Below are 13,202 nucleotides of genomic sequence, written 5' to 3' on the forward strand. Positions count from 1 at the left end.
GTCGGTGACGTTCTTGGACTCTCATGCCTGCAACAGACGAACGGCCAACAGGCTACCGTCGTTTCCACCCCCGTGAGGCGTCATATAGCGGACGCTCGCTGAAAGGAAATGTAAGTGCTCATTACGCAGCGCCCAACCCTGACCGAAGAAGTAGTTTCCGAGAATCGCTCCCGGTTCATCATTGAACCGTTGGAGCCAGGCTTTGGTTACACCCTAGGCAACTCACTCCGCCGTACCCTGTTGTCCTCGATCCCTGGTGCAGCTGTCACCAGTGTTCGACTCGACGGTGTATTGCACGAGTTCTCTACCGTAGCCGGTGTCAAGGAAGACGTCACCGAACTGGTTCTTAACATCAAGAACCTGTCGGTCTCTTCCGAGCACGACGAGCCGGTCGTCGCCTACCTGCGCAAGCAGGGCCCAGGCGTCGTCACCGCAGCGGATATCACCCCACCAGCGGGTGTAGAGTTCCACAACCCTGAGCTGCACATCGCTACCTTGAACGCCAATGGCAAGTTCGATTTGGAACTGACCATCGAGCGTGGCCGTGGCTATGTGTCAGCTGCTCAGAACAAGAGTGCCGACACCGAGATCGGTCGAATCCCAGTTGATTCGATCTACTCGCCGGTGCTGAAGGTGACCTTCCGCGTGGAAGCTACCCGTGTTGAGCAGCGCACCGACTTCGATCGCTTGATCGTTGACGTTGAAGCAAAGCCGTCGATCACCCCGCGTGATGCTGTTGCATCCGCAGGTACCACGCTGGTTGAGTTGTTCGGTTTGTTCCGCGAACTGAACACCGCAGCCGAAGGTATCGAAATCGGCCCATCGCCAACGGATGCAGCTTTGGCTGCAGACATGGCGCTGCCGATCGAGGATCTGGAACTGACCGTTCGCTCGTACAACTGCTTGAAGCGTGAGGGCATCCACTCCGTGGGTGAACTCGTAACTCGCTCCGAGGCCGACCTGATGGACATCCGTAACTTCGGTGCGAAGTCCATTGACGAAGTCAAGGCCAAGCTTGTTGAACTGGGTCTAGCACTGAAGGATTCCCCTCCAGGGTTCGACCTTGCCGCTCGTAGTGCCATCGAAGATGGCGACGACGTCTACGACGAAGGCCTGTAAAGACCATAGTCTCGCGACACACTACTTCACCCGACCTGCCGGTCACATACCGGCGGACTCGGTCATTCATCTAGGAGAACTACCATGCCTACCCCTACTAAGGGTCCGCGTCTCGGCGGCAGTGCAGCACATGAGCGATTGATCTTCGCTAACATGTCCGCACAGCTCTTCGAGAACAAGAAGATCACCACCACCCTGACCCGCGCCAAGCGTCTGCGTCCACACGCAGAGCGCCTGATCACCTTCGCAAAGCGTGGAGATCTGGCCTCGCGTCGTCGCGTCCAGTCGGTTATCGCTTCGCGCTCGCGCACCAACAAGTCGATCGTTCACGAGCTGTTCGCGAACATCGCACCTGCTATGGCCGATCGCCAGGGTGGCTACACCCGCATCACCCGGATTGGTAACCGCAAGGGCGACAACGCTCCTATGGCTGTTATCGAACTGGTTATGGAACCGGTTTCGCCAAAGCAGGCAGTCGTCAAGGAAGCCACCCAGGCTACCGAGAAGGCAACCGAAGCTACCACCGAAGAAGCCTAAGCCTGAGCTTGTGAATCTTCACCGGTAAAACGGTCAAGTTATCCCCGGACATTCCGCAAGGAATGTCCGGGGATTTCTCTTTAATCGCAGAATTTGAAAGAGCTGAAGCAAGCGCGGCAGGGCCTACAGGTCGTTAAGCCCTGGGCACGTCGTTTCCAGCTTGTCGGAAAGCGCGCGGTTCTCCGCGGTATCCAGCAACGACATCTTCACTTGCATCTGCTGGGTACTGAGCGAGTCATCGGAGACCACGGCAATGAACTCGTCTGTATTGTCGGCGTAGGCGGCCAAATCAGCGGAAAACTCAGCTTCGGCTTGGTCTGCCACACTGCGGAAGATTGCAGATATTTTTTTGCCCTGCTCCACGGTATCGCCGAGGCTGCCCGTGCTGTCGGTGTCGAGATTCTGCTCTTTGGCCTGGTTGATGATCTCTTGGCAGGCTTCTTCATTTGACAGAGGTTTCTCCGCGCATGCGCCCAAGCCGAAGGTGGCAGCTAAGGTGATAGCGCTTATTGCAGTCATGCGGGTGAAATTCATGGATGCTCCAAGCCGTTGGTGTTCGATGATCGTTAGGCTCACCACGAAATACTCGTGAAAAGCCACTACCGCCAATTATAGCGAGCCGTTAGCCTTATTTAGCCGACATGAAGCGTTCAATCACTTGCAGTCACTTTCAGTAGGCCAGGCTGCTCAGTTCATTGCGAACAATTCCCAGTTGGAATTCGGGCGCTATCTCAGAGGATAATTGAAAGCATGAATTCGCAGTCAGAGGTCATTGATCCCTTCGGTACCACCGCTCTGGGTACTAGTTCGTCCCCGGCGCTGATCCGCATGCGCATGGTGCTTGGCTACGACGGCGCCGCCTACAACGGCTGGGCGCGGCAGCCCAATGTCGTCGGGGTGCAGCAGCTGGTCGAAGAGGCGTTGGAAACCCTGATCCGCCGCCTGATCCGGGTGGTCGTCGCCGGACGCACCGATGCCGGGGTGCACGCGCGCCGGCAGGTAGTCCACTTCGATCTGACCGAGGAGGAGTATCTGGCTCTGCCGCGCAATTCGGATCTGGAGCCTGGCCCGGCGCTCCTGCGCCGCATCAACGGCCTCTTGGGCCGCCAGGATAAGGCCGTGTGGGTTCATGAAGTGGCCAAGGCCGCCGAGGGTTTCGACGCACGCTTCTCCGCCTTGGCTCGTCGCTATTCCTACCGGATCGCCGACGGCATCCACCGCTGGGATCCGCTGAGCCGGCAGCTGACCATGTGGTACCGCGAGGACATAAACATTGACCTGTTAAACGCCGAGGCCCGGTCGGTCCTCGGACGCCACGACTTCCTCTCCTACTGCAAGCCGCGCCCGCGAGCGACCACTATCCGCACGCTGCAGGAGTTCCACTTCAGCCGTGCCGAGGACGGCAACATCCTGGTGCGCTTGAAGGCCGACGCGTTTTGCCACAATATGGTGCGCTCGCTGATCGGGGCGGCGCTGCGTGTGGCTAGCGGCAGGGAAGAGCCCGGTTTTCTGGCCGAACGCCTGGCGCTGATGGTGCGCGATTCGAAGTCGATTCTGGCTCATCCGCACGCGTTGGTGCTCGAAGAGGTCTACTATCCTGATGACCACGAGCTGGCCGAGCGAGCGGCACTTACCAGGGCAAGGCGCGACGTTTCGCAGAAGGATTCATTAAAAGACCTCGATTAATGACCCTTTGGGTGTCATTGCTCACCAAGAGGCACCTTTGTTTTGGTCGTCTGAGTGTTAATCGGCTAAACTTTTATGAGTTGTGTATGTCCACGTTCGACACTACACGCCCAAGCGTGACGGCTTAGTTGCATAGTCGCTGGTCTGCTGGGTGTGCGAACAATATATGGACGGCCGGTCATCATCAGTCCTCACCTGACGTACTGGTCTAAGCACAAGAACAACACGACAGTGCTCGTCACTGGAGGATCTCACGCCTCGACACCTGCGACTGTTTGACCAGAAACGAATCAACGTAAGGCAATTACTGTGCGTACGTACACCCCTAAGCCGGCTGACCAGACTCGTCAGTGGTTTGTCATTGACGCCACCGACGTAGTACTCGGCCGTCTCGCCGTCCAGGCCGCAACCCTGCTGCGCGGCAAGCATAAGCCAACCTTCGCAGCTCACATGGACATGGGCGACCATGTCATCATCATCAACGCCGAGAAGGTCGCCCTGACCGGTAAGAAGCTGAAGGACAAGCGCGCCTACCGTCACTCGGGCTTCCCGGGCGGTCTGAAGAGCGTTAACTACGCCGAGCTCCTCGAGAAGAACCCAGTTCTGGCCGTCGAGAAGGCCATCAAGGGCATGCTTCCAAAGAACAAGCTTTCCGACGCTCAGCTGTCCAAGCTGAAGGTATACCGCGACGCCGAGCACCCACACGCTGCTCAGGCTCCAAAGGTACTGGAAATCAGCCAGGTCGCTCAGTAGTACTGGCCCCGAGAACAAAGACTTAATAGGAGATTATCGTGGCTGAGAACGCTGAAGAGACCACCGAATTCGAAGGCGAAACCCCTTCGACTTACACCACCGAGACCGCTGCATCGACCGTCGTAGCCGACACCGAGCGCGCTCCACTAACCGTTCCAGGTGGCGCAGTAGGCCGCCGCAAGCAGGCTATTGCCCGCGTTCGCCTGATCCCAGGCTCGGGCAACTGGGTCGTCAACGGCCGCACCCTGGAAAACTTCTTCCCTAACAAGCTGCACCAGCAGGATGTTAACGAGCCATTCAAGGTTCTGGGTCTAGAAGGCGCATACGATGTTATCGCCCGTATCCACGGTGGCGGCATCTCCGGCCAGGCCGGCGCATTGCGTCTTGGCATTGCCCGCTCGCTGAACGAGATCGATCGCGATGCAAACCGCGCGGCGCTGAAGAAGGCCGGCTACTTGACTCGTGACGCACGCGTCATCGAGCGCAAGAAGGCTGGTCTCAAGAAGGCCCGCAAGGCTTCGCAGTTCTCGAAGCGCTAAACCTTACCCACAGGTTTCCCAAAGGCCCGCATCTTCGGATGCGGGCCTTTGGCCTTTAAACGGCCGTTTGTGACCTCCTGGCCATTAAAGTTTTCTCACATAGCGTTCCAAAGCTCACATACGCACGGGTAAATCGATGCGCAGGGCTTATGATTGACGATGATGGCAAGGTTATTTGGGACCGATGGGGTCCGAGGAAAAGCAAACGAGTTATTAACCCCCGAGCTGGCGCTGGATCTAGCGCAAGCAGCTTCGGTGGTTCTTGGTTTAAGTCAGTCGGAAGACGGACGCAAGCCGGTTGCCGTGGTGGCGAAGGATCCGCGTATCAGCGGCGACTTCCTCTCCGCCGCGATCGAGGCTGGTCTGGCCGCTTCCGGTGTTGACGTTAAGGATGCGGGCACGCTGCCGACTCCGGCCGCCGCATTCCTGGTCGGTGATCTCAACGCCGACTTCGGCGTGATGATCTCCGCCTCGCATAATGCCGCGCCGGATAACGGCATCAAGTTCCTGGCCCGGGGAGGCAAGAAGCTGGACGACGCGTTGGAAGACGCGATCGAAGCCTGCCTGGACATGCCGAACCCGCGCCCCACCGGTGGCGCCGTAGGACGGATCTCGCGTTTCTCCGACGCCGAGGACCGCTACATCATGCACCTGCTGGCGGCTATGCCAAACCGCCTCGAAGGCGTTAAGGTGGTTCTGGACTGCGCCCACGGCGCGGCTTCGGGCTGCTCGCCAGAGGTATTCAAGAACGCCGGCGCAGAGGTCATTGTCATCGGCGCCGAGCCAGATGGCATCAACATCAATGACGGCTACGGCTCCACCCACCTGGAAAAGCTCCAGGCCGCCGTGCTCGAGCACGGTGCGGACCTGGGCATCGCCCACGACGGCGACGCGGACCGCTGCCTCGCGGTGGACCACGAGGGCACCGTCGTTGACGGGGATCAGATCATGGCCGTGATGGCCATCGACCTCAAAGCCCGCGGCGAGCTGGTTGATGACACTCTGGTAGCTACCGTGATGAGCAATCTCGGTTTGAAGATCGCCATGGAAGAAGCCGGCATCACGCTCAAGCAGACCGGCGTCGGAGACCGCTACGTGCTCGAAGGCATGCGCGAAGGCAACTACTCGCTGGGCGGCGAGCAGTCCGGCCATGTCATCTTCAGCAAGTACGCCACCACCGGTGACGGGGTGCTGACCGGCCTGCTGCTGGCAGCCCGCGTGAAGGCCACCGGCAAGACCCTCAAGGAGCTTGCCTCCGTGCTCACCGTCCTGCCGCAGGTACTGATCAATGTGCGCGGCGTGGACAAGGCAGGGGTTGCCGAGTGCGAACCGCTGCTCAATGAGATCGCCGGGACCGAGGCCCGCCTGGGTTCCACCGGACGGGTGCTCTTGCGCCCCTCGGGCACCGAGCCAGTGGTTCGCGTGATGGTCGAGGCCGCCACCCAGGACCAGGCCCAGCTCGAAGCGGAGCTGCTGGCCGGCGCCGTGGCAACCCACCTGGCGCTTTAAGGCAACCACCCAGTAAACATCAAGAAAACTCACACCCCCGTACCGCGTTCCCGCAGGGATCATGGTGCGGGGGTGTGGCATGCTAACTAGTAGTTATTGGGTTAGATATCTGGGGAGTAGTACTTCGTGACTTTGCGTATCAGCGTCATCGGCACCGGCTATCTTGGTGCAACCCATGCAGCGTGCATGGCAGAACTGGGCTATGAGGTCATCGGCCTGGATGTTAATCCGGAGAAGCTCCAGGCACTGGCTGCCGGGATCCTACCCTTCCACGAGCCGGGCCTGCCCGAGCTGCTGCGCAAGCATGTTTCCAGCGGGCGCCTGCGGTTCACCGACTCCTACGCGCAGGTGGCCGAACTGGCCGACATCCACTTTGTCACCGTCGGCACCCCGCAGCGCGCGGACTCCCAATCTGCGGATATGAGCTACGTGGATGCGGCGGTGGATTCCCTGGTGGAGCACATCAGCGGCGAGGCGCTGATCGTGGGCAAATCCACGGTGCCCGTGGGCACAGCCCGCCGGCTGGCCGAACGCATCGAAGCCACCGCGAGCCCGGAAAGCCACATCACCCTGGCCTGGAACCCGGAGTTCCTGCGCGAGGGCTTCGCCGTGAAAGACACACTGACACCGGACCGCCTGGTCTACGGCCTGGCGGATGAGAGCGCGCTGGGCAAGCTGCGCGAGGTCTACGCGCCGATCCTCGCCGCCGGCACCCCCGAGGTCGTCACCGACCTGGAAACCTCGGAGCTGGTCAAGGTAGCCGCCAACGCGTTCCTGGCCACCAAGATCTCCTTCATCAACGCCTTCGCCGAAGTCACCGAGAACGTCGGCGGGGACATCAAGACGCTGGCCGACGCGATCGGCCACGATGCGCGCATTGGACGCAAATTCCTCAACGCCGGCGTCGGATTCGGCGGCGGCTGCCTGCCCAAGGACATCCGCGCCCTCCAGGCCCGGGTCAGCGAGCTGGGCCTGAGCCAGACCATGGGCTTCCTCGCCGAGGTGGACCAGATCAACCTGCGCCGCCGCGACCGCGTGGTGTCGCTGGCCTCCTCGATCCTGGGGGAGCAGCTGGCGGGCAAGCGGATCTGCGTGCTCGGGGTGACCTTCAAGCCCGACAGCGACGACGTGCGTGACTCGCCGGCGCTGGATATCGCGGTGCGGCTGTACAACTCCGGGGCCGAAGTTTCGGTCTATGACCCGGAGGGCAATAAGAACGCGGCCGGACGATTCCCAAGGCTGAACTACGTGGACTCCTGGCGCGAGGCGGCGAAGGCCGCGGACCTGGTGCTGCTGCTGACCGAATGGAAGGAATTCCGGGCGCTGGACCCCCAAGAGCTCGGCGAGGTCGTTGGCACCCGGGCCCTGATCGATGGGCGCAATGTGCTGGACCGCCCGATGTGGCGCGAGCAGGGCTGGGTTATCACCGGGCCCGGCGAGAAGTTCGCGCTCGACTAACAGTAATCCCTGAAAAGAAAATGTGGTCTCTGCGTATCGCGCAGAGACCACATTTTTCTGATTTAAAAGGTTTTTGCCTAGAAGCCGAATTCCTTCATGACCGCCGGCAGGTTGTCGATCAAGCGCGAGGCGCTCACAGTACCCTCTGCGGCGCTCACCCGGCCCAGATGGCCATGGATGACAGCCGCGCAGGCGGTGAGCTCCATCAGGCGGCCATTGCTGACGGTTTCCAGGCCCTGGATGCCCGTCAGCGAGCTGTCGGAGAGAAGATAGCCGAGAATGCCCGTGAGCACGTCTCCAGAGCCTGCGGTCGCCAGCTGGGCCGCCGCATGGCAGACCACGAGGTTGGCACCGTCCGGGGCGACCACATAGCTGGTCGGCCCCTTCAGCAGCACCACCGCGTTGTAGGCAAGAGCCACCCAACGGGTCCAGCGGATCGGGTCCTGGGCGACTTCCTCGGTGGTGACGCTCACCCCGGCGCGGCGCAGCAGCATGCGAAGCTCCTTGGCATGCGGGGTCAGCACACGTGGCTGCTCGCTGGGTCCGGCGGGAACCACGTCCAGTCCGCTGGCGTCGATGACCGCCGGCTGGCGGCTGTCGAATACGTTGGCGATAACCCCGGTGGGGGGAGTGCGGCTGTCGATTCCCGGGCCAATGGCCCAGGCCGAAATCTTCGCGCCGCGCCCGTGGAGGTGGCGCCGAGCCAAAGACAAAGCCTCGGAGATCTGCTGGTCATCCAGCGGAACGGTTTCCGGTGCGGCGATGGACAGCAGTGGCTGCACCTCTCCGGGTACATGGGTACGCAGCAGGCCTGCACCGCAGGCCACCGCGGCCCGTGCGGTCAGCAGCGCGGCACCGGGGTAGAGCGCGGAGCCGGCAATGAGGCCGAGGACGCCACGTTCGTACTTGTGGCGCCCGGCGTCCCGCCAGCTGCGGTGCTCGTCCAGCAGCGCACGGGCCGAGAGCTCATCGACCAAATCGGTTTCCGGGCTGAGCGCGGAAAAATCAAAGTCCAGGCTGGCCACCTGAATCTCACCGGTCACCAAGGGAGCATCGCGGGAGATCAGTCCGGTTTTCAGCGCCCCGAAAGTGACGGTGCGCTGGGCAAGCAGCACCCGGTCATCGGCAACGCCGGTTTCGCAGTCCAGCCCCGAGGGAACATCGCAGGCCAGGACGCGCGCGCCGGTGGGCAGCTGGGGCAGCTGTGCTCCGGGGCGGTAGCCAATTCCATAGATCGCATCGATGACCAAGGCCGCCGCAGCCAGTTCGGACTGGCCTGCTGCCACCGGCTTCACGGTGCCGGAAGCAGCGGTATAGGCCTTCAAGGCTTCGGTGTGGCAGGTGTCGGTGCACTGCAGGGCGAGGGTCTGGTAGCCGCGCTGGGCCAGTTCGGCCAAGGCATAGAGCCCATCACCGCCGTTGTTGCCCGGGCCGATCAGAGCGACCACCAGGGTGTCGGTGGCCGTTGGCGCTTGGGACAGCATGCTCTCGGCCGCGGCGGCGAGTTCACCGGCGGCGGCGCGCATCAGCGCTTCACTTCCACGTGTGGAGATCTCTTGGGCCTCGACCGCACGGACTTGCGCAACACTGTAGACAGGGATCATAAGACAAACTTTACTCACCCAAGCGGTGATACGCCCGTTTTAACTGCTAACGTGTCGTTTTATCGCTCGGCGACAACCATGGCCACGGCCATATCGCCGTCATGCGACATGGTCAGATGCCAGGAAGTAATGCCGCGCAGTTCACTGGCGGCGGCGACGGTCCCGCGAATGAGCACCTGCGGATCTCCGGCCTCGTCCTTGGCGATGGTGCAATCCTGCCAATTCATCCCCACCGGGGCGCCCAGAGCCTTGGCGATGGCCTCCTTGGCGGCGAATCGCACGGCCAGGGAGCGAAGCGGCAAATCGCGTTCCACGGCGGTGAAGAGTCGTTCACGCAGGCGTGGGGTGCGTTCGAGCTGTCGGCCAAAGCGTGGCACGTCGACAATGTCGACACCGATTCCTGCAATCATGATCTCCAGTCTATCCAGAGCTCTTGAAGACAAAAAATTGCGGGCACCCCCGAAGGGACGCCCGCAAGATTCTATGGTGCAGAGTGGATTACTCCACGGTCACCGACTTGGCCAGGTTTCGAGGCTGGTCCACATCGAAGCCCTTGGCCGAGGCAAGTTCGCAAGCGAAGAGCTGCAGCGGCACGGTGGCCAGCAGCGGCATCAGCAGCGTTGGAGTCTCCGGGACGTAGAAGACCCACTCGGAGTAGTCCTTCACATCGTGATCTCCGTCTTCGGCGATGACCAGGGTCTTGGCGCCACGGGCGCGGACCTCCTGGATGTTCGAGACAACCTTCGAGTGCAGCGAATCGCGGCCGCGCGGGGAAGGAACCACCACGAAGACCGGCTGGCCGTCGTCGATCAGGGCGATCGGACCGTGCTTCAGCTCGCCGGCGGCAAAGCCCTCGGCGTGGATGTAGGCGATCTCCTTGAGCTTCAGCGCGCCTTCCATAGCTACCGGGTAACCGACGTGGCGGCCCAGGAACAGCACCGAGGAAGCGTCTTCCATCGAGCGGGCGAGTTCCTTGATCTCGTCCGCGCGGTCCAGGATGTCCTGGATCTTCGCCGGGATCTTGCCCAGGTCGGCCAAGATGTCCTTGATCTGGCCCTGGAAGAGGTTGCCGCGCAGCTGCGCCAGGTACAGGCCCAGCAGGTAAGTGGCGGTGATCTGCGCCAGGAAGGCCTTGGTGGAAGCCACCGCGATCTCCGGGCCGGCGTGGGTGTAGAGCACCGCGTCGGATTCGCGGGGGATGGTCGACCCGTTGGTGTTGCAGATCGACATGGTCTTGGCGCCCTGCTCCTTGGCGTAGCGCACGGCCATCAAGGTGTCCATGGTTTCCCCGGACTGGGAGATCGAAACAATCAGGGTCTTTTCGTCAACGATCGGCTCGCGATAGCGGAACTCGTGGGAGAGCTCCACCTCGACCGGAATGCGGCACCAGGATTCGATGGCGTATTTGGCCACGGAACCGGCGTAAGCGCTGGTACCGCAGGCGAGCACAACGATCTTGGAGATCTTGGAAAGTTCTTCCGGATCGATGCGCAGCTCATCGAGGGTCAGCCGGCCATCGGCGTCCGAGCGGCCCAGCAGGGTGTCGGCCACGGCGGCTGGCTGGTCGAAGATTTCCTTCTCCATGAAGGAAGGGAAGCCGCCCTTTTCGGCGCTGGCCGCATCCCAGTCAACGTGGAATTCCTTGCCTTCGGCAGGGTTGCCGTCGAAGTCGGTGATGCTGTGGGTATTCGGGGTGATGGTCACGATCTGGTCCTGGCCCAGTTCCACCGCACGACGGGTGAAATCGATGAAGCCAGAGACATCGGAACCGAGGAAGTTTTCGCCATCGCCCAGGCCCAGCACGAGCGGGGAGTTGCGGCGGGCTGCCACGACGACGCCCGGGTGGTCTTGGTGAACTGCCAGCAGGGTGAAGGCACCTTCGAGGTGCTTCACGGCCAGCTGCATGGCCAGGGTGAGATCCCCATTGGCTTCGGTGCTGTAGAGCTTGCCCAGCAGGGCGGCTGCAACCTCGGTATCGGTGTCCGAGAGGAGCTCGACCCCTTCGGCTACCAGCTTTGCCTTGATGCCCGCGAAGTTCTCAATGATTCCGTTGTGGATCATTGCAAGCTTGCCGCCATCGGCCAGGTGAGGGTGGGCGTTGCCGTCGCTTGGCCCGCCGTGGGTGGCCCACCGAGTGTGGCCGATACCGGTGTGAGACCCCGGCAACGGTTCCTCGGCGATAACATTTTCCAGGTTGACAAGTTTGCCAGCCTTCTTGCGTGAGTGAATGGCACCATCGGCGACCACGGCAACACCGGCCGAGTCATAACCGCGGTACTCCAACCGACGTAAACCTTCAATTAGAACGTCAAGTGCACCGTGATCGGTGACTGAGCTTGACGCTCCCGCATATCCAACAATTCCGCACATAGGAAAAAGCGTACCGGTTGATTCCCCAATGATGGGAGATATCGTGGCGCATCACTCAAAAAGTCGCGTGTCATAGGTCACCGGAGAACGCGACTTAGGGGTCATGTGCAAAGAAAGCGATGGCAAAGTTTGGGTTGTTGGGGTAATCCTTGGCAGAATTTGTCTCCGTGGAACCACAAGGAACGTTAGAGACACCGATTACCCCTTTCGTCGAGCTAGAGCGCGAGACCTGGGCCCGTCTCTCTAACAAGATGGAACAACCCCTCAACGAAGAGGATATTGAACGGCTGCGCGGTTTAGGCGACGCATTGGACCTCGATGAGATTCGCGACGTATACCTGCCATTGAGCCGTTTGCTGTACCTCTATGTCCAAGGCGCCGGGGCGACGCACCGGGCAACAACGACATTCCTCGGCGAGCAAACGAACCGCACGCCCTTTGTCATCGGCGTCGCCGGGTCGGTGGCGGTAGGCAAGTCCACCACCGCCCGCGTGCTTCGCGACATGCTGCGCCGCTGGCCGGAAACCCCGGACGTGCAGCTGATTACCACCGACGGGTTCCTCTACCCCAACGCCGAGCTCGAACGCCGCGGCATCATGGATCGCAAGGGATTCCCGGAGTCCTATGACCGCCGCGCGCTGCTGCGCTTTGTCTCGGCGGTGAAGTCCGGCGTTCCGGAAGTCGGTGCCCCGGTGTATTCGCATCTGACCTACGACATCATTCCCGAGGAGCGCAATGTGGTTCGCTCGCCGCAGGTGCTGATCGTCGAGGGGCTCAACGTCTTGCAGCCGGCGCGGACCCGTTCGGATGGAACCGTGGGGTTGGCGCTCAGCGACTTCTTCGACTTCTCCGTCTATGTCGATGCGCGGACCAAGGACATTGAAGAGTGGTACATCCGCCGTTTCATGAACCTGCGCTCGGGCGCCTTCGCCGACCCGGCGAGCTACTTCCACCGCTATGCGCAGCTGACCGACGACGAGGCGCGCGAGACGGCACACGGCATCTGGAAGCGCATCAACGAACCGAATTTGAAGGAAAATGTGCTGCCTACCCGTGGCCGTGCGCAGTTGGTGCTGCGCAAGAGCGCGGATCATTCGGTGCACCGGATGCTGCTTCGCAAAATCTAGACATTCTTCCTAACGGGAACCGAATTTCTTACAAAATTTAAGTTTTCGCGCAAAATGTCCGCTCTCGCTGTGTTTTTGCTGTGTATGCTCAAATCATGCTTAAGGGATTCCGCGATTTTATAATGAAGGGCAACGTCGTCGATCTGGCGGTTGCCGTTGTGATCGGTGCCGCATTCGGTGCCGTAATTACCGCCCTGGTCGACAATGTGCTGATGCCATTGATCGCCGCTTTGGTCGGTTCGCCATCATTCGATGGCTTCCTGCTACTGACCATCAACGGAGTTGACATCAAGTTCGGTGTCTTCCTGACCGCACTGGTCAACTTCCTGTTGATCGCAGCAGCTGTCTACTTCGCACTGGTGCTGCCAATGACGAAGGCCAACGAAGCAATGGCCCGCCGCCGCGGCATTGTCGATGAAGAAGATCCTATCGACCCACAGCTGGCCTTGCTGGAGCAGATCCGCGACGAACTGAAAACACTCCGCTAACAACCCACACAA

General features: G+C 61.0%; 12 protein-coding genes and 1 pseudogene. 9 read left to right on the forward strand and 4 right to left on the reverse strand.

The window, feature by feature from the left end:
- Positions 1-114: 114 nt before the first annotated feature.
- Positions 115-1,119: a DNA-directed RNA polymerase subunit alpha gene (locus CQ015_RS14315; protein WP_096283635.1), complete on the forward strand. Its 1,005-nt coding sequence runs from the start codon at positions 115-117 to the stop codon at positions 1,117-1,119.
- Positions 1,120-1,203: 84 nt separating this feature from the next.
- Positions 1,204-1,650 (forward strand): annotated as a pseudogene (rplQ, locus tag CQ015_RS14320) (50S ribosomal protein L17); the annotation flags it as partial.
- Between the two features lie 129 nt (positions 1,651-1,779).
- On the opposite strand, the gene CQ015_RS14325 reads toward rplQ, so the two are convergent.
- On the reverse strand, positions 1,780-2,256 hold the full coding sequence (locus CQ015_RS14325) for a hypothetical protein (RefSeq protein ID WP_146114071.1): 477 nt from the start codon (positions 2,254-2,256) through the stop codon (positions 1,780-1,782).
- Between the two features lie 150 nt (positions 2,257-2,406).
- Here CQ015_RS14325 and truA point away from each other — a divergent pair, with 150 nt between their 5' ends.
- From truA to CQ015_RS14350, 5 genes are all read left to right on the forward strand, one after another.
- Positions 2,407-3,342 (forward strand): tRNA pseudouridine(38-40) synthase TruA, encoded by a 936-nt coding sequence (gene truA, locus CQ015_RS14330; RefSeq protein WP_105650434.1) that lies wholly within the window; start codon positions 2,407-2,409, stop codon positions 3,340-3,342.
- Between the two features lie 309 nt (positions 3,343-3,651).
- Positions 3,652-4,095, forward strand: a complete 444-nt coding sequence (gene rplM, locus CQ015_RS14335) for a 50S ribosomal protein L13 (protein WP_096283625.1) — start codon at positions 3,652-3,654, stop codon at positions 4,093-4,095.
- 38 nt (positions 4,096-4,133) lie between these two features.
- Positions 4,134-4,634, forward strand: coding sequence for a 30S ribosomal protein S9 (gene rpsI / locus CQ015_RS14340; RefSeq protein ID WP_096283623.1), 501 nt, complete (start codon positions 4,134-4,136; stop codon positions 4,632-4,634).
- 162 nt (positions 4,635-4,796) lie between these two features.
- Positions 4,797-6,143: a phosphoglucosamine mutase gene (gene glmM / locus CQ015_RS14345; protein WP_096283776.1), complete on the forward strand. Its 1,347-nt coding sequence runs from the start codon at positions 4,797-4,799 to the stop codon at positions 6,141-6,143.
- A 126-nt stretch (positions 6,144-6,269) separates the two neighbouring features.
- A complete protein-coding gene (locus CQ015_RS14350) occupies positions 6,270-7,601 on the forward strand; it encodes a UDP-glucose/GDP-mannose dehydrogenase family protein (protein WP_105650435.1) in 1,332 nt (443 codons plus the stop codon).
- Positions 7,602-7,678: 77 nt separating this feature from the next.
- On the opposite strand, the gene CQ015_RS14355 is transcribed toward CQ015_RS14350, so the two are convergent.
- The 3 genes from CQ015_RS14355 to glmS all read right to left on the reverse strand — a co-directional run bounded on the left by CQ015_RS14355 (position 7,679) and on the right by glmS (position 11,575).
- Positions 7,679-9,205, reverse strand: a complete 1,527-nt coding sequence (locus tag CQ015_RS14355) for an NAD(P)H-hydrate dehydratase (RefSeq protein WP_105650436.1) — start codon at positions 9,203-9,205, stop codon at positions 7,679-7,681.
- 59 nt (positions 9,206-9,264) lie between these two features.
- On the reverse strand, positions 9,265-9,615 hold the full coding sequence (locus tag CQ015_RS14360; RefSeq protein WP_096283617.1) for a holo-ACP synthase: 351 nt from the start codon (positions 9,613-9,615) through the stop codon (positions 9,265-9,267).
- An 88-nt stretch (positions 9,616-9,703) separates the two neighbouring features.
- Positions 9,704-11,575 (reverse strand): glutamine--fructose-6-phosphate transaminase (isomerizing), encoded by a 1,872-nt coding sequence (gene glmS / locus CQ015_RS14365; protein WP_096283615.1) that lies wholly within the window; start codon positions 11,573-11,575, stop codon positions 9,704-9,706.
- Positions 11,576-11,742: 167 nt separating this feature from the next.
- Here glmS and coaA point away from each other — a divergent pair, with 167 nt between their 5' ends.
- The gene (gene coaA, locus CQ015_RS14370) at positions 11,743-12,702 is read left to right on the forward strand and encodes a type I pantothenate kinase (RefSeq protein ID WP_105650463.1); all 960 of its coding nucleotides are present in this window, start codon (positions 11,743-11,745) and stop codon (positions 12,700-12,702) included.
- Between the two features lie 95 nt (positions 12,703-12,797).
- Entirely contained in the window at positions 12,798-13,190 is a 393-nt protein-coding gene (gene mscL / locus CQ015_RS14375) for a large conductance mechanosensitive channel protein MscL (protein WP_105553122.1), read from the forward strand.
- Positions 13,191-13,202: the final 12 nt, after the last annotated feature.

The sequence above is a fragment of the Arthrobacter sp. MYb221 genome (assembly GCF_002979835.1).
In the GTDB taxonomy this organism is placed as follows: Bacteria; Actinomycetota; Actinomycetes; order Actinomycetales; family Micrococcaceae; genus Glutamicibacter.